General features: G+C 65.1%; 14 protein-coding genes, 2 tRNA genes and 1 pseudogene. 10 read left to right on the forward strand and 7 right to left on the reverse strand.

Annotated features, from left to right (window positions below):
• Positions 1-323, reverse strand: a 323-nt coding sequence (locus tag VGH54_RS09930; protein WP_331511785.1) for a DUF4262 domain-containing protein, incomplete at its 3' end; no start/stop codon positions are given.
• Between the two features lie 103 nt (positions 324-426).
• Here VGH54_RS09930 and serA point away from each other — a divergent pair.
• Together serA and VGH54_RS09940 are read left to right on the forward strand one after the other, a co-directional pair.
• Complete coding sequence (serA, locus tag VGH54_RS09935; RefSeq protein ID WP_331511786.1) at positions 427-2,013, forward strand: phosphoglycerate dehydrogenase; 1,587 nt, start codon at positions 427-429, stop codon at positions 2,011-2,013.
• Positions 2,010-3,020 carry a 3-isopropylmalate dehydrogenase gene (locus VGH54_RS09940; RefSeq protein WP_331511788.1) on the forward strand — a complete coding sequence of 337 codons (1,011 nt, stop codon included), beginning with the start codon at positions 2,010-2,012 and terminating at the stop codon, positions 3,018-3,020. The genes serA and VGH54_RS09940 overlap by 4 nt, the downstream gene beginning before the upstream one ends.
• 133 nt (positions 3,021-3,153) lie before the next feature.
• Here the strand turns inward: VGH54_RS09940 and VGH54_RS09945 are convergent.
• Positions 3,154-4,230: pseudogene (locus VGH54_RS09945) on the reverse strand (MFS transporter); the annotation flags it as partial.
• Positions 4,231-4,325: 95 nt separating this feature from the next.
• Here VGH54_RS09945 and VGH54_RS09950 point away from each other — a divergent pair.
• The 3 genes from VGH54_RS09950 (at position 4,326) to VGH54_RS09960 (ending at position 5,568) form a co-directional block, all read left to right on the forward strand.
• The gene (locus VGH54_RS09950) at positions 4,326-5,105 is read left to right on the forward strand and encodes a fumarylacetoacetate hydrolase family protein (RefSeq protein ID WP_331511789.1); all 780 of its coding nucleotides are present in this window, start codon (positions 4,326-4,328) and stop codon (positions 5,103-5,105) included.
• Between the two features lie 246 nt (positions 5,106-5,351).
• Positions 5,352-5,423 (forward strand) — tRNA-Gln (locus tag VGH54_RS09955).
• A 72-nt stretch (positions 5,424-5,495) separates the two neighbouring features.
• Positions 5,496-5,568: transfer RNA gene (locus tag VGH54_RS09960), tRNA-Glu, on the forward strand.
• A gap of 33 nt (positions 5,569-5,601) precedes the next feature.
• On the opposite strand, the gene VGH54_RS09965 is transcribed toward VGH54_RS09960, so the two are convergent.
• Both VGH54_RS09965 and VGH54_RS09970 read right to left on the reverse strand, forming a co-directional pair.
• Positions 5,602-6,102 carry a PPOX class F420-dependent oxidoreductase gene (locus VGH54_RS09965; RefSeq protein WP_331511790.1) on the reverse strand — a complete coding sequence of 167 codons (501 nt, stop codon included), beginning with the start codon at positions 6,100-6,102 and terminating at the stop codon, positions 5,602-5,604.
• Between the two features lie 56 nt (positions 6,103-6,158).
• Positions 6,159-6,860: an IclR family transcriptional regulator gene (locus tag VGH54_RS09970; RefSeq protein WP_331511791.1), complete on the reverse strand. Its 702-nt coding sequence runs from the start codon at positions 6,858-6,860 to the stop codon at positions 6,159-6,161.
• 51 nt (positions 6,861-6,911) lie between these two features.
• On the opposite strand from VGH54_RS09970, the gene leuC reads away from it, so the two are divergent.
• From leuC to VGH54_RS09985, 3 genes are all read left to right on the forward strand, one after another.
• Complete coding sequence (gene leuC / locus VGH54_RS09975; RefSeq protein WP_331511792.1) at positions 6,912-8,345, forward strand: 3-isopropylmalate dehydratase large subunit; 1,434 nt, start codon at positions 6,912-6,914, stop codon at positions 8,343-8,345.
• A gap of 16 nt (positions 8,346-8,361) precedes the next feature.
• Complete coding sequence (gene leuD / locus VGH54_RS09980; RefSeq protein ID WP_331511793.1) at positions 8,362-8,958, forward strand: 3-isopropylmalate dehydratase small subunit; 597 nt, start codon at positions 8,362-8,364, stop codon at positions 8,956-8,958.
• 200 nt (positions 8,959-9,158) lie between these two features.
• Positions 9,159-9,767 (forward strand): HU family DNA-binding protein, encoded by a 609-nt coding sequence (locus VGH54_RS09985; RefSeq protein ID WP_331511794.1) that lies wholly within the window; start codon positions 9,159-9,161, stop codon positions 9,765-9,767.
• Between the two features lie 69 nt (positions 9,768-9,836).
• On the opposite strand, the gene VGH54_RS09990 is transcribed toward VGH54_RS09985, so the two are convergent.
• The 3 genes from VGH54_RS09990 to cofC all read right to left on the reverse strand — a co-directional run bounded on the left by VGH54_RS09990 (position 9,837) and on the right by cofC (position 13,756).
• Positions 9,837-10,757: a bifunctional NUDIX hydrolase/histidine phosphatase family protein gene (locus tag VGH54_RS09990; protein ID WP_331511795.1), complete on the reverse strand. Its 921-nt coding sequence runs from the start codon at positions 10,755-10,757 to the stop codon at positions 9,837-9,839.
• Positions 10,758-10,825: 68 nt separating this feature from the next.
• Complete coding sequence (locus tag VGH54_RS09995; protein ID WP_331511796.1) at positions 10,826-13,018, reverse strand: RNA degradosome polyphosphate kinase; 2,193 nt, start codon at positions 13,016-13,018, stop codon at positions 10,826-10,828.
• A gap of 72 nt (positions 13,019-13,090) precedes the next feature.
• A complete protein-coding gene (gene cofC / locus VGH54_RS10000) occupies positions 13,091-13,756 on the reverse strand; it encodes a 2-phospho-L-lactate guanylyltransferase (RefSeq protein WP_331511797.1) in 666 nt (221 codons plus the stop codon).
• Positions 13,757-13,846: 90 nt separating this feature from the next.
• Here cofC and VGH54_RS10005 point away from each other — a divergent pair, with 90 nt between their 5' ends.
• Together VGH54_RS10005 and VGH54_RS10010 are read left to right on the forward strand one after the other, a co-directional pair.
• Positions 13,847-14,848 carry an NAD(P)H-dependent glycerol-3-phosphate dehydrogenase gene (locus VGH54_RS10005; RefSeq protein ID WP_331511798.1) on the forward strand — a complete coding sequence of 334 codons (1,002 nt, stop codon included), beginning with the start codon at positions 13,847-13,849 and terminating at the stop codon, positions 14,846-14,848.
• A 57-nt stretch (positions 14,849-14,905) separates the two neighbouring features.
• Positions 14,906-16,027 (forward strand): D-alanine--D-alanine ligase family protein, encoded by a 1,122-nt coding sequence (locus tag VGH54_RS10010; protein ID WP_331511799.1) that lies wholly within the window; start codon positions 14,906-14,908, stop codon positions 16,025-16,027.
• Positions 16,028-16,109: the final 82 nt, after the last annotated feature.

A 16,109-nucleotide genomic window follows, 5' to 3' on the forward strand; every position in this document is an offset into this window, starting at 1 on the left:
AATTTCAAGTGGGCGATTGGGTGCTGCACCTGGACGAAATCGAGCAGGAGCTCACCGCCGATCAACATCCGCTCGCCCGGTACCGGCCGTCCACCGTCGAGGAGATACTCAGCGACGGTGTTGAGCACAAGGTTCGCCCGCTCTGGCGGCATCCCCGTCACTAGCAGCTCGGGCAGGCCGCGCTCATGCAAACCAATCGTGTAGGCAAACGGCGTGCGGTCCTGGACGAACTGCACGATCCAACCGTTCTCTTGGACCTTCTCGTAAATGAGATCCAGCCACTCCTGCATGGTGGAATCCGGGTGATCGCATTTCCAGCACATGGGGTATTTCTCCTGTCGTCGCGCTTGTCGACAGGATTCACCCGGGTACCGACACTCCTAGGCTCCGCAATCCGGCACAACCGCGACCATTAGGCTGGCCCGCGTGAGCCTGCCTGTTGTTCTCATCGCTGACAAACTTGCCGAATCAACCGTCGCCGCGCTCGGCGATCAGGTCGAGGTGCGCTGGGTAGACGGCCCGGACCGGCCGAAGCTGCTCGCGGCGGTGCCCGAAGCCGACGCGCTGCTGGTCCGCTCCGCGACCACCGTCGACGCCGAGGTGCTCGACGCGGCGCCGAAACTGAAGATAGTCGCCCGCGCCGGCGTCGGGCTTGACAACGTTGACGTCAAAACCGCCACCGAACGCGGTGTGCTGGTGGTCAACGCGCCGACGTCGAACATCCACAGCGCCGCCGAGCACGCGTTGGCGTTGCTGCTGTCGGCCGCCCGCCAAATCCCCGCGGCCGATGCGACGTTGCGCGAGCACGCCTGGAAGCGCTCGTCGTTCTCGGGCACCGAGATCTTCGGCAAGACCGTCGGAGTGGTCGGGCTGGGCCGGATCGGGCAGTTGGTCGCGCAGCGGCTGGCGGCTTTCGAAGCCCACATCGTGGCCTATGACCCCTACGTGTCGGCGGCGCGCGCGGCCCAACTCGGTATCGAGTTGCTGTCGCTCGACGAGCTGCTCGGCCGTGCCGATTTCATCTCTGTGCACTTGCCGAAAACGCCTGAGACAGCGGGGCTGATCGACAAAGAGGCGTTGGCGAAGACGAAGCCCGGAGTGATCATCGTCAACGCCGCCCGCGGCGGGCTGGTCGATGAGGCGGCGCTGGCCGACGCCATCTCCAGCGGACACGTTCGCGCTGCCGGTCTCGATGTGTTCTCCAAGGAGCCATGCACCGACAGCCCGCTGTTCGAGCTCGCGCAGGTAGTGGTGACTCCGCACCTGGGTGCATCGACCGAGGAGGCGCAGGATCGGGCCGGCACCGACGTGGCGGCCAGCGTAAAGCTCGCGCTGGCGGGGGAGTTCGTCCCCGACGCCGTCAACGTCGGCGGCGGCGTGGTCAGCGAAGAGGTGGCACCGTGGCTGGATCTGGTGCGCAAGCTCGGACTGCTGGCGGGCGCGCTGAGCGAGGAATTGCCGACGTCGCTGTCGGTGCAGGTACGTGGTGAGCTGGCCGGCGAAGATGTTGAGGTGCTTCGACTTTCTGCCTTGCGCGGCTTGTTCTCCGCGGTGATCGAGGACCAGGTGACGTTCGTCAACGCCCCGGCGATCGCTGAGGAGCGCGGCGTGGCCGCCGATATCAGCACCGCCACCGAAAGCCCCAACCACCGCAGCGTTGTCGATGTCCGCGCGGTGGCCGCTGACGGTTCGGTCGTCAACGTGGCCGGTGCGCTGTCCGGTCCGCAGCTGGTCGAGAAGATCGTCCAGATCAACGGGCGTAACTTCGATCTGCGTGCTCAGGGCATCTACCTCGTCATCAACTACGCCGATCAGCCTGGGGCACTGGGCAAGATCGGCACGCTGCTGGGTACCGCAGGGGTCAACATTCAGGCCGCGCAGCTGTCCGAGGATGCCGAGGGACCGGGTGCGACGATTCTGCTGCGGGTGAATCGCGATGTCCCCGCCGAGGTCCGCGCCGAGATCGGGTCGGCCGTGGCGGCCAACAAGCTCGAAGTTGTTGACCTGTCGTGAAGCTCGCGGTAATCCCGGGTGACGGGATCGGGCCGGAGGTTGTCGCCGAAGCGGTGAAGATTCTTGACACGGTGTTGCCAGGTGTCGAGAAGACGCATTATGACTTGGGCGCCAAGCGATTCCACGCCACCGGCGAAGTTCTGCCGGATACCGCCGTCGCCGAACTGCGCGGCCACGACGCAATCCTGTTGGGCGCGATCGGTGATCCGTCGGTGCCCAGCGGTGTGCTGGAGCGAGGTCTACTGCTACGCCTGCGATTTGAGCTGGACCACCATGTCAACCTGCGACCGGGCCGACTGTATCCGGGGGTCAGCAGCCCGTTGGCCGGCAACCCGGACATCGATTTCGTGGTGGTCCGCGAGGGCACGGAGGGTCCCTACACCGGGACTGGCGGCGCGATCCGGGTCGGCACCGCCCATGAGGTGGCCACCGAGGTCAGCATCAACACGGCGTTCGGCGTCCGCCGCGTCGTGGAAGACGCGTTCGGGCGCGCTCAACAGCGTCGCAAACACCTGACGCTGGTGCACAAGACGAACGTCCTGACATTCGCCGGGTCTCTGTGGTCACGGACTGTGCAGGAGGTCGGCGAAAAGTATCCGGATGTCGAGGTGGCCTACCAGCACGTCGACGCCGCGACCATCCACCTGGTCACCGACCCCGGGCGCTTCGACGTCATCGTCACCGACAACCTGTTCGGCGACATCATCACCGACCTGGCTGCCGCGGTCTGCGGCGGTATCGGCTTGGCCGCGAGCGGAAATATCGACGCCACCCGGACCAACCCGTCGATGTTCGAACCGGTGCACGGCAGCGCACCCGACATCGCCGGTCAGGGGATCGCGGATCCGACCGCCGCGATCATGTCGGTGGCGCTGCTGCTTTCCCACGTCGGCGAAGACGCTGCCGCCGCGCGAGTGGACCGGGCCGTGGCGTCCCATCTGGCCAGTCGCCCGACCGGAAGGATATCCACCGCCGAAGTCGGCGAAAGGATAGCGTCCGCGCTCTAGTTTCCAGGCCGGGCGGCAACGTCTTGGCCGGCACGATCGGCACCGCCAGCAGCGGGAACAGCCCGCAGATGAGAAATGCCGGCGGATAGCTGTGGTCGGCGATCAGCTCACCGAACACTGGTGGCGCGCCGGCTGCCATCAACCGCTGATAGGTGTTCTGCAGGCCCAGCGAACGCCCACTCCAGAACGGTCCGGCGTACTCGGTGATCGCGGTGGATTCCAGTCCGTTGTCGAGCACCGCGACGACTGAGGCCGCGACCATCAGCGGCACGGCGATCGACGAGCGCAGATGGTCGGCGACCGCCAAACCGCCGAGCACCAGGACCCCGACGACGGCCATGATGCGGACCGGACGCAGCCTCGACCCGACCCGATCGGACCACCGGCCGACCATCACGCGGCCCACCGCCCCGAGTAGCTGAGACAGCGTGACGAGCGCTCCCGCCGAGGCGATCGACCAGTGGTAGTTCGTGATCAGCCAGATCAGCATGAACGTGACGGTCACCGTCTGCGGCACCATCAGCAGCGCCGAGACGGCGTGGATGCGCCGCAGCACCCACGATCCGCGGTAAGGGTTGGCCAGCTCCTGTTCGGTGGCCTCGTCCCATTCCTTGCGTGGCGGGTCGGTGATGGCCACCACGCTGAGCACCGCCGACACCGCGCACAGCACGGCCGGAAGAATCAGGCCCGCGGTCGCTGACTTGCTGCCCTCGGCGAGTTCGGGAATAACGAGAGCGCCCAAGGCAATTCCGAGCGGCTGCGCGGCCTGGCGGACGCCCATCGCCAGACCGCGTTGCTCGGGCGGGAACCATCCGGACACCAGCCGGCCGCCGGCGGAGTTGCAGCTGGCGGCCGCCATTCCGCCGACGAACAGCAGTGCGGCGAAAGACACCATCGTGTGGACAGTGGTTGCCGCGTAGGCGGCCACGGCGGTCAGCGCGGAGCCGACCGTCAGCACGATGCGTTCGCCGACCCGGTCGAGCAGATATCCCCACAGGATCAGCGTCGTCACCATGCCGAAGCTCGGCATCGATGACAACAACCCGGCCTCGGCCAGGGGAGTGCCCTGGTCTTCCTCCAGCGCGGGAATCAGGAAGGCGACCCCGTTGATGAAGATGAACGCGCTCGCTGTCACAAGGAGTGAGACGACGACGATTGACCAGCGTCGGCCCGTGCTGATTCCGACCGTGCCGGTCGGGTCGGTCGGCATCGATCCATGCTCGCACAGCCATGTGATTGCTGGGGCCAATGCGGCAGCGGGCCCGGCTGCGCGGACCTCGATCGGCGCTCACTAGGCTAAGGCGAATGCGCCTTGGCCGAATTGCCAGTCCCGACGGCGTCGCGTTCGTCTCCATCGAGGGCGAACACGACGAGATGACCGCCCGCGAGATCGCCGAGCATCCGTTCGGCACCCCGACTTTCACGGGTCGCACCTGGCCCCTGGCCGACGTGCGGTTGCTGGCCCCGATCCTGGCCAGCAAGGTGGTCTGCATCGGCAAGAACTACGCCGACCACATCGCCGAGATGGGCGGCGAGGCGCCGGCCGATCCGGTGATTTTCCTCAAACCCAACACCGCGATCGTCGGACCGAATGTGCCGATTCGGTTGCCGGCCAACGCATCGCCGGTGCATTTCGAGGGCGAGCTGGCGGCGGTGATCAGTCGGCCCTGTAAGGACGTCACGGCTGCGCGGGCGGCCGAGAGCATCCTCGGCTACACGATCGCCAACGACGTGTCCGCTCGCGATCAACAGAAGTCAGATGGCCAGTGGACACGGGCGAAAGGTCACGACACGTTCTGCCCGGTGGGGCCGTGGATCGCCACCGACGTCGACCCGGCCGATCTTGAGCTGCGCACCGACGTCAACGGCGAGGTCAAACAGGACAGCCGCACCTCGCTGATGATCCACGACGTCGGTGCCATCGTGGAATGGATTTCAGCGGTGATGACGCTGCTTCCCGGTGATCTCATTTTGACCGGCACACCCGCCGGCGTGGGACCCATTGAAGACGGCGACACTGTCAACATCACCATTTCGGGGATCGGCACACTGTCGAATCCCGTTGTGCGCAGACAAGATTCGTAGCAGTACATCCGTCGGGATCCGGTGTCGCGGGACGTGGGCCGCGGTCAGCTGGATCAGCGACGGCGGGCCTTGATACCGTCGCGGCGCGCACCGGCTGCGTGGCGACGGCGACGGCGTCGGGCGCGGGTGAGATGTGAGCTGTTTGTTTGGTAGTCTGCTCGTCGGCCCATCACGGCTGGCAGCAGTGTCCGCATGACCGCGCATGGTCTGCAGGCAAGCCTCTGACCAGCAGTTTTAGGCAGCCAATGGGGTATGGTGTAATTGGCAACACAGCTGATTCTGGTTCAGCCATTCTAGGTTCGAGTCCTGGTACCCCAGCAAAGTTCGTCCACCGCAAGCGATTAGGTGGGCGTAGGGCTGTGAGCTATGCTGGCAGCTCGGATCGGTTCCGGCCCCGTCGTCTAGCGGCCTAGGACGCCGCCCTCTCACGGCGGTAGCGTGGGTTCGAATCCCATCGGGGCTACTCATCCACAAGCGGGCCGCGTGCCGATTCCCGCTAGCTCGCGGTGGGAGCGGTTGAGCCACCGACCGGCATCGGCGGAATTCCAAGCTTGCGGTGATCCCACGAACGGCTGCGCTGGCTGACAATGCGCACGGCGACCCGCTTGTTCATCATCATGTCGACCGCGGGCTGCATCTCGTCGGTGTAGGGCCCGGTGTAGCGCTCCCACACGCTGACGCCGACCCGAAATATCGCGTCCGGGTCGTCGACAATCTCGGCGACACCTTCGAATGACACCCCGCGCAAAGTGTCGTAGGTGTCGCCGTCCTCGATCATGAAGCTCACTCGCGGATCGCGAACGAGGTTGACGGCTTTCTGCGACTTGGCTTTGGTCTCCAGCCAGATTTCGCCGTCGACCACGCCGTACCACATCGCCGTCAAGTGCGGCTGTCCGTCCGCGCCGATGGTGGCCAGCGTGCCGGTCCGGCTACTGGTGACGAAGTCGGAGATCTCCGCTTCGGACATGATGATTTGCGCACGCTGCTTCGTTCCCATGGCGACAGTGTGTCAGGTCACCGATGTGCGCCGAAGTGTGGGCAATGCGGTGCGAATCACAACCGGCGAGTCAATGCGTCGGCGGCCGCCAACAGGTCAGCCGCCCAGCGCGCACCGGGCTGGCGGCCCATCCGGTCGATCGGCCCGGACACCGAGATGGCGGCAATCACCGAACCGTGGGCATCGCGCACCGGGGCCGAGACGCTTGCCACCCCGGGCTCGCGCTCGGCTGCGCTCTGAGCCCAACCGCGGCGACGGACTTCGGCCAGCGTGCGGTCGCTGAATTTCGCGTCGGGCAGCACCGTGGCACGGGTGGCGTCGTCGCTGTAGGCCAGCAGTACTTTGGCGCCCGATCCGGCGGTCATCGGCAAGCGCGCGCCGACGGGGACGGTATCGCGAAGTCCCGCAGGCGGTTCCATCGCAGCCACGCAGATTCGCGAGCTCCCTTCGCGCCGATAGAGCTGCACGCTCTCGCCGGTGATCTCGCGCAGTCGCGGCAACACCGCCGCGCTGGCCGCCAGTAGCGGGTCGTTGACCCGAGCCGCCAGTTCACTGATAGCGGGACCCAGACGCCAACGGCCCTCACCGTCGCGGGCCAGTAGCCGGTGCGTTTCCAGGCCCGCGGCCAACCGGTGCGCAGTGGCCCTGGGCAATCCTGTGCGATCACACAATTCGGCTAGCCCGCAGGGTGATTCCGCGATGGTGTGCAATACCCCCACGGCTTTGTCGAGAACGCCGATGCCGCTATCCTGTCTCACAGAGAGATACTAACGTCTCGCATAGTGAGATCAACGAATTGGGATGAGCTCGTGACGAAAACTTCAGCCCACAACGCTGCGCGTCCGCGCACGCTGGCGGAAAAGGTTTGGGACGACCACGTGGTGGCGTCGGGCGGCGACGCCGAACCCGACCTGATCTACATCGATCTGCACCTGGTACACGAAGTGACCAGCCCGCAGGCCTTTGACGGTCTGCGACTGGCCGACCGGCCGGTGCGGCGGCCCGATCTGACGCTGGCTACCGAAGACCACAACGTACCGACGATCGACATCGACAAGCCGATCGCCGATCCGGTCTCGCGCATCCAGGTCGAGACACTGCGCCGCAATTGCGACGAATTCGGCATCCGGCTCTACCCGATGGGCGACATCGAACAGGGCATCGTGCATGTCGTCGGTCCGCAATTGGGTCTGACCCAGCCGGGAATGACGATCGTCTGCGGTGACAGTCATACCTCGACCCACGGCGCATTCGGCGCATTGGCAATGGGAATCGGCACTTCGGAGGTCGAGCACGTGCTGGCCACCCAGACACTTCCGCTGCGGCCGTTCAAGACGATGGCCGTCAACGTGGACGGGAAAATTCCGGCCGGCGTGACCGCCAAGGACATCATCCTCGCGGTGATCGCGACGATCGGTACCGGCGGCGGTCAGGGCCACGTCATCGAATATCGGGGCCGTGCCATCGAATCGCTGTCGATGGAGGCCCGGATGACGGTCTGCAACATGAGTATCGAAGCCGGGGCCAGGGCGGGCATGGTGGCACCGGATGCCACCACCTACGAATTCCTGCGCGGCCGCACGCACGCTCCGACCGGTGCGCAGTGGGATGCAGCGCAGGCCTATTGGGATGTGTTGCGAACCGACGACGGCGCCGAGTTCGACACCGAAGTCTATCTAGACGCCGCATCTTTGACTCCGTTCGTGACGTGGGGCACCAATCCCGGCCAAGGTGTGCCGTTGGGCGCCTCGGTGCCAGATCCCGAGCTGATGACCGATGACAACGAGCGACAGGCGGCTGAGAAAGCGCTGGCGTATATGGACCTTCGGCCCGGAGTCCCGATGCGCGAGATCGCGGTCGACACCGTGTTCGTCGGATCGTGCACCAACGGTCGCATCGAGGATCTGCGCGCGGTCGCTGACATATTGCGGGGCCGAAAAGTGGCCGACGGCGTGCGGATGCTGATCGTGCCGGGGTCGATGCGGGTGCGTGCGGAGGCCGAAAGCGAAGGGCTGGGCGAGATCTTCACCGCCGCAGGCGCCGAGTGGCGTCAGGCCGGCTGCTCGATGTGTTTGGGGATGAACCCCGACCAGCTGGCACCGGGAGAGCGCTGCGCCGCAACGTCAAACCGTAATTTCGAAGGCCGCCAGGGCAAGGGCAGCCGCACGCATTTGGTGTCACCGGCGGTTGCCGCCGCCACCGCGTTGCGCGGGAAACTCTCCGCCCCGGCCGACTTGAACTGACTTAGGGAGATATCCAATGGACGCTTTTCATACCCACACAGGCATCGGAGTGCCACTGCGGCGGTCCAATGTCGACACCGATCAGATCATTCCGGCGGTCTATTTGAAGCGAGTGACCCGAACGGGTTTCGACGACGGATTGTTCGCCGCCTGGCGGACGGATCCGTCGTTTGTGCTCAATCTCAGCCCATTTGACAGAGGTTCAGTACTGGTCGCCGGACCCGATTTCGGCACCGGATCCTCGCGCGAACACGCGGTGTGGGCGCTTATGGACTACGGCTTCCGGGTAGTGATCTCGTCGCGGTTCGGCGACATTTTTCGGGGCAATGCGGGGAAGGCGGGTCTGTTGGCGGCCGAAGTTGCTCAGGATGATGTCGAACTTCTTTGGAAGCTCATCGAGAGCAACCCGGGGTTGGAAATCACTGTCAATCTTCAAGATCGGAATGTGTCGGCGGGAACGGTGGTGGTGCCGTTCAAGATTGACGATTACACCGCTTGGCGTCTGCTTGAAGGTCTTGACGACATAGCCCTTACGCTGCGGAAACAGGATCAAATCGAACTCTTTGAGGCGACTCGGCCGGACTGGAAACCGAAGACTTTGCCCACTTCCTAACGGCTCGATTGAGCCCGAATTCGAGGAGCCACACGGCCGTATTTGACGGCGACGCCACCTCCCAAGCGCGGCAAGCGGATTCCTAAAAAGTTCGCCAGGAACCATTGAAATTGCGCGTGGCTCTTGGAAATCAGGCACCTGAGGGTTTACCGTGTCCTCTAGTCGGTCCAATCGAGGGCCACTAGCTTCGGAGGATTTGCATGAACAAAGCAGAGCTCATCGATGTACTCACAGACAAATTGGGCTCAGACCGTCGGCACGCAACCGCGGCCGTCGAGAATGTTGTCGACACGATTGTGCGCGCAGTGCACAAGGGCGACAGCGTCACCATTACTGGGTTCGGTGTTTTCGAGCAGCGGCGCCGCGCGGCCCGCGTAGCGCGTAACCCCCGTACCGGCGAGACGGTAAAGGTGAAGCCAACCTCCGTGCCGGCCTTCCGGCCCGGCGCACAATTCAAAGCGGTTGTTTCTGGCTCGCAACGCCTCCCGGCGGAAGGACCTGCAGTGAAACGTGGTGTTGTCGCAAGTGGTGGAGCCAAGAAGGCGGCGAAGAAAGCGCCCGCCAAGAAGGCAGCCGCCAAGAAGGCTGTGAAGAAGGCTCCGGCCAAGAAGGCAGCCGCCAAGAAGGTTGCCAAGAAGGCTCCGGCCCGCAAGGCAGCCGTCAAGAAGGTTGTGAAGAAGGCTCCGGCCCGCAAGGCAGCCGTCAAGAAGGTTGCGAAGAAGGCTCCGGCCCGCAAGGCCGCAACCAAGCGGGCTCCGGCCAAGAAGGCTCCGGCCAAGAAGGCCACAGCCCGTCGCGGCCGTCGCTAGACGCAACCGCATCAAACGCAGATTCGCCGCGGACCCGGCTCTCGAGCCGCTCCGCGGCGAATCTGCGTGTCAGGTAACTACGTTGGCGGCCAGCGCGCTGCCAATGTGATCGGCAGCGATTAGGCGGCCCTCCACCAGCGACAGCACCCACGTGCTGCCCTTGCGGTTGCGGGACTTGTCCGGGCGGACCCCGTCGCGCTCGCACCACCAGGCGATCAGGTCCGGAATCACCTTGCCCTGTGTGCAAATCACCGGTGTGCGGTGCGAGCCGGCAATCTGCAGAATTCGCCGTCGACCGCGTTTGGGGTTGTCGGCGTAGGCCTCTTCGGTCAGTGTCGGCTCGTTGTTGATAGTGACGCCCAGCTCCTCGGCCAAGGGCTCCACCGTTTGGTGGCATCGCACGCGATCCGCGGCATAGACATCGGTTGGGCCGAAGCACGACAACTGCGCGACAAGTGCCTCAGCCTGCGCGCGGCCCTTCTTGTCCAACGGCCGTATTTTGTCGTCACCGGAGAATCGGGACTTGCTGCCCGCTGTGCCGTGCCGGACGATCAGAACCGATTGGGTGTCCGCCGGTTGTTTGGCCCACCGACGCAGTACCTTTCGGTCGTAGGCGTATGACACCTTTTTGATCGCGGCGGGGGCGGACAGCCAGAGTAGGTCGTCGACTTCAGGGTTCGGGACGAAACTGCCGCCGAGGCTACGTGCCGACCAGTACTGCACTTTTTTCGTGCGCTGCTCGATCGGATAACTCACCGTCGCAATTCGGCGGCCCAGCTGTACGTGGTGCCCGGTCTCCTCGAATACCTCACGCACGGCGGTCACCGGCTCGGTCTCGCCGAGATCGACCTTTCCTTTGGGCAGCGACCAGTCGTCATATCGCGGACGGTGAATCACCGCGATCTCCGCAGCGGATTCGCGGTATCCGGGTCGCCACAGCACACCGCCCGCGGCCAGAACGATCTCGCTCGACGACGATTGTCTCGACACCTGAACTCCTGCAAGTCAATTCGGACCTCTACGGCCCTGTGGCCAGAAGTTTGAGGGTTACGTATCGGTTAGCTGCGGTGTTGTTCCATCAGCGACACCTGGTGGTCGCGAACCGTGTGGCCGGCTCGCGGCATCGCTGTCCACTGCCCTTCTGGCCCCAGTTCCCAGCAGCGTGTCGCGGGGTCGAGCGCCGATTCGAGGATGTCGTTCAGTTGCGCAGTCAGGCGGGGCTCCTTGACCTGAACCAGCACCTCGACGCGGCGATCGAGGTTGCGATGCATCATGTCGGCGCTGCCGATCCAGAATTCGTTGATGGCGCGGAAGTTGAAAATCCGGGAGTGCTCCAGGAATCGTCCGAGTATCGAGCGCACGGTGATGTTTTCGGAGAACCCCGGCACGCCGGGACGCAGCGCACAGATTCCGCGCACCACGATCTCGATGCGCACGCCGGCTTGCGACGCACGGTAGAGCGCATCGAGGACCTGCTCGTCGACAAGGGAGTTCATCTTCAGCCGGATGTGGCCGTTGCCGGTTTCCTGATGCGCGGCGATCTCCCGGTTGATGCGTTCGATGATGCCAACGCGAATACCGTGCGGTGCGACCAACACGTTGCGGTAGGAAAGCTTGCGTGAATAGCCGGTCAACGTGTTGAACAGATCGGTGAGATCGGCGCCGATGTCGGGATCGGCGGTCAGCAGGCCGATGTCCTCGTACAGTCGGGCCGTTTTGCTGTTGTAATTACCGGTCCCGATGTGGCAGTAACGCCGGATCGTCGAAGCTTCGCGCCGCACCACCAGACATGTTTTGCAGTGCGTTTTCAAGCCGACCAGGCCGTAGGCCACATGGACTCCCGCTTGCTCGAGAGCACGTGCCCACTTGATGTTGGCTTGTTCGTCGAACCGGGCCTTGATTTCGACCAGTGCGACCACTTGTTTTCCGGCTGCGGCGGCTTCGATCAGTGCCCGCACGATCGGTGAGTCACCGGAAGTGCGATACAGCGTTTGTTTGATCGCCAGCACATTGGGGTCGGCGGCGGCCAATTCGATGAAGCGTTGCGTGCTGGTGGAGAACGAGTCGTAAGGGTGGTGCACCAATACGTCGCCCTCGCGCAGGGTCGCGAAAATGCTCTTCGGCGTTTCACGGTCGGCGAATGCGGGGCTGGTCGCCGGAACAAATGCGGGATCCTTCAGACCCGGCCGGTCGACGCCGTAAATCTGCCACAGTGACGAAAGATCAAGTAGGCCTGGCACTTGAATGACATCGCCCGGGTGTACGTCGAGTTCCCGCAGCAGCAGGTCCAGCATGTGCTCGGTCATGTCGTCGGCCACCTCGAGGCGCACCGGCGACCCGAACCTCCGACGGGCCAGCTCGCGCTCCAGCGCCTGCAGTAGGTCTTCGTCGCGATCTTCGTCGACCTCGAAATCGGCGTTGCGGGTTATGCGAAATGCGTGGTGCTCAACGATTTCCATTCCCGGGAACAGCGCTGTCAGGAAGGCCGCGATCAGCTCCTCCATCGGCAGGAAGCGGACTTCCGGCCGGCCGGCTGAATCGTCGGTGCCCTCTCGGTTGTCGAGCTCGACGAAGCGATCGACGTTGTCCGGCACCTTGACTCGGGCGAAGTGCTGACCACCGTCGTCCGGCTGTTTGACGGTGACCGCGAGGTTCAGGCTCAGGCCGCTGACGAACGGGAACGGGTGAGCGGGATCCACGGCCAGTGGAGTCAGGACAGGGAAAACCTGCTCGGTGAAGTAGGTCGACAGCCGGTCGCGTTCAGCCTGATCCAGATCGGCCCACGTGACGATGTGAATGCCTTCCTTGGCCAGCCCGGGCCGCACCAAGTCAAGGAAGACCCGCGCATGCTTGGTCGCGATGTGCTGGGTCTGCTCGCCGATCCGGCGCAGTTGCTCGCGCGGGGTCAAGCCGTCCGCAGAACGTACCGACAGGCCCATCTCGTCGCGCCGCTTCAGGCCGGCGACGCGCACCATGTAGAACTCATCGAGGTTAGATGCGAAGATCGCCAGGAACTTCGCCCGCTCCAGCAGCGGCAGCGAGGTGTCCTCGGCCAGAGCCAGGACGCGCGCGTTGAAGTCCAGCCAGCTCAATTCGCGGTTGAGATAGCGGTCCCCGGGAAGCGGATTTTCCACCGCGGTGGCTGTGGTGGCGGGCGGTGCGCCCGGCGCGGAATCTGCGGACTGCCACGGGGGCGTCTCGTCGCTGACTGCGGTTTGCGGGGCTTCGATGTCAGTCACTCTTGTGATCATTCCCCATGGGCAGGGGATGCTGCCACCGACTAGGTGGCCAACATTTGCCGTTGAGGAGCTGTTTACCCATCGTTACCACCGTTGAGGTGCCGACACTGCAACCGCCCGGGTCGTAGCCGGTCCCATTCCGAGACGACGGGCGACGGCCAGGTCGTCGGGTGTGTCGATGTCGCAGCGCAGTCCCGGCCACGCGCCGGTGAGTTCGACCGCACCCGAATGTCGGTGCTGTGCAGATGAATCCGGTCCGAACCGGGGGGCGAGTGTGGTTCCGAACGCGCACAGCGCCGCGGTGCCGGTGCCGAGGCGATCGGCGACGAAACTACGCTCGTACCGCCGTGCCGCGGCAATCGCTTCGGCAAGTTCCTGCGTCTGCAATGCCGGCAGATCACCTTGCAGCACAACGATATTGGAGACTGACTGGGACACACTCCGTTCGGCGGCTGCGATCGCGTTGTTCAGCGGGTCCAAGTGACCGTCCGGCGTCGGATCGGAGAGCACCTCGGCGCCGAGTTCGGACGCCGCCTTGGCGGCGACGTCGTCGGGCGTCACGACGGTGATGCGGCGAACGGAACTCACCCGTGACGCGGCGGTGAGCGTGTCGACCAGCATGGCCAACACGACGCTCTCCCGCGTCGGTGCGGAGAAGATCGGCGCCAGCCGGGTCTTGGCGGCGGTCAGTCGCTTGACGGCGACGATCAACCCGACGTCACCGTCGGCGTCGGCTTTGCTGCGGCTCACGTACCCATCCTGCCAGTGCCGATCGCCGGGCGGGCTACGGTGAAGCGCCGGGAGTTAGAGCGCACTGACTAGACGGGACCGAGACAGACCATGGCCACCACGACAGCGGTAATGGGTGCCGGTGCCTGGGGGACGGCGCTGGCCAAACTGTTGGCCGACGCCGGCGGCGAGGTGACCTTGTGGGCGAGGCGTTCTGAGGTCGCCGATGACATCAACTCCAGTCGGCATAACCCCGGCTACCTGCCGGGCGTGCAGTTGCCGGCCGGGGTCCGGGCCACCGCTGATCCGGCCGAGGCTTTGCGCGGGGTGACCACGGTGCTGCTGGCGGTGCCGGCGCAGACGATGCGGGCCAACCTTGAGCAGTGGACGGGCCTGATCGCCCGGGGCGCCACCCTGGTCAGCACGGCCAAGGGCATCGAGTTGGGCACTCTGATGCGGATGAGCCAAGTCATCGTGGACGTGACGGGTGTCGATCCGTCGCAAGTCGCGGTGATCTCCGGTCCGAACCTCGCCAGCGAGATCAGCGCCGGGCAACCCGCCGCCACCGTCATCGCCTGCAGCGATTCCGGCCGCGCGGTTGCCGTGCAGCGCATGCTGAATGCCGGATACTTCCGGCCGTACACCAACGCCGACGTCATCGGCACCGAGGTCGGCGGCGCGTGCAAGAACGTGATCGCGCTGGCCTGCGGGATGGCGGCCGGAGTCGGTCTGGGCGAGAACACCGCGGCGGCGATCATCACCCGCGGTCTGGCCGAGATCATGCGGCTGGGCATCGCGGTGGGCGCCAAAGGTGCGACGCTGGCCGGCCTGGCCGGGGTGGGCGATCTGGTGGCTACCTGCACGTCGCCGCACTCCCGCAACCGCAGCTTCGGCGAAAGTCTGGGGCGCGGCGAAACGTTGGAGTCCGCGCTGCGAGAGCGCGGTGACCACGTCGTCGAAGGGGTGACGTCGTGCGAGTCGGTGCTGGCGCTGGCCTCGAGTTACGACGTCGAGATGCCCCTGACCGACGCAGTGGAACGGGTCTGCCATAAGGGGTTGTCGGTCGACCAGGCAATGGCTGCCCTGCTCGGGCGCCGCACCAAGCCGGAATGAGCTCGTAACCAGCGCCGCGACGCCAGACGGTAGCCTCTCTAGGTTGTGGACGCCCGCTTGCCATCCAGGACGCCCGATCACGGCCGCGTCCGGGTCGCAGTCGTCTTCGGCGGACGCAGCAACGAGCACGCCATCTCGTGCGTCTCGGCGGGCAGCATTTTGCGCAACCTGGACCCGGAGCGGTTCGAAGTCGTCGCCGTCGGCATCACCCCGGACGGCTCGTGGGTGCTCACCGACGGTGATCCCGACTCGCTGGCGATCGCCAACCGCCAGTTGCCGGCGGTGAGTTCCGAATCGGGCACCGAGCTGGCGCTGACCGCCGACCCGCGTCGGGCCGGTCAGCTGGTTTCGTTGGCGCCCGGCGGAGCCGAGGTGTTGGCGTCGGTCGACGTGGTCTTCCCGGTCCTGCACGGGCCATACGGGGAAGACGGCACCATCCAGGGTCTGCTCGAGCTCGCCGGTGTGCCGTACGTCGGTGCCGGGGTGCTGGCCAGCGCGGCGGGGATGGACAAAGAGTTCACCAAGAAGCTGCTGGTGGCCGAAGGACTTCCGATTGGCGACTACGCCGTGCTGCGGCCGTCCGAGAGCACGCTGGATGCCAAACAGCTTGACCGACTTGGGCTTCCGGCATTCGTCAAACCCGCTCGCGGCGGCTCGTCGATCGGCGTCAGCCGGGTGGCCAACCGCCAAGAATTGCCTCAGGCGATCGCCCACGCGCGGCAACACGATCCGAAGGTGATCGTCGAGTCCGCGATCATCGGCCGCGAACTGGAATGCGGTGTGCTCGAATTCCCCGACGGCACAGTGCAAGCCAGTACCGTCGGCGAGATCCGGGTAGCCGGAGTCCGCGGACGCGAAGATTCTTTCTACGACTTCGCGACCAAATATCTTGACGACGCCGCCGAACTCGACGTGCCCGCCAAGATCGACGACGACGTCAGCGATGCCGTGCGCGAGTTGGCGATCCGGGCGTTCAAGGCGATTGACGGCCGAGGTCTGGCTCGGGTGGACTTCTTCCTCACCGAAGACGGGCCGCTGATCAACGAGGTCAACACGATGCCCGGATTCACCACGATCTCGATGTATCCCCGGATGTGGGCAGCCAGCGGCGTCGACTATCAAACCCTGTTGGCGACCATGGTCGACACGGCGCTGTCGCGGGGGATGGGTCTGCGTTAATTGCCCGGCGTCGGGGCGATTGGCCGCGCCGGCATGGTTCGGTCGATCAGCTCGGAGAGCTGCTGGATCGGCGTCGGTCCGG

It is taken from the genome of Mycobacterium sp. (assembly GCF_036488105.1).
Lineage (GTDB): Bacteria > Actinomycetota > Actinomycetes > Mycobacteriales > Mycobacteriaceae > Mycobacterium.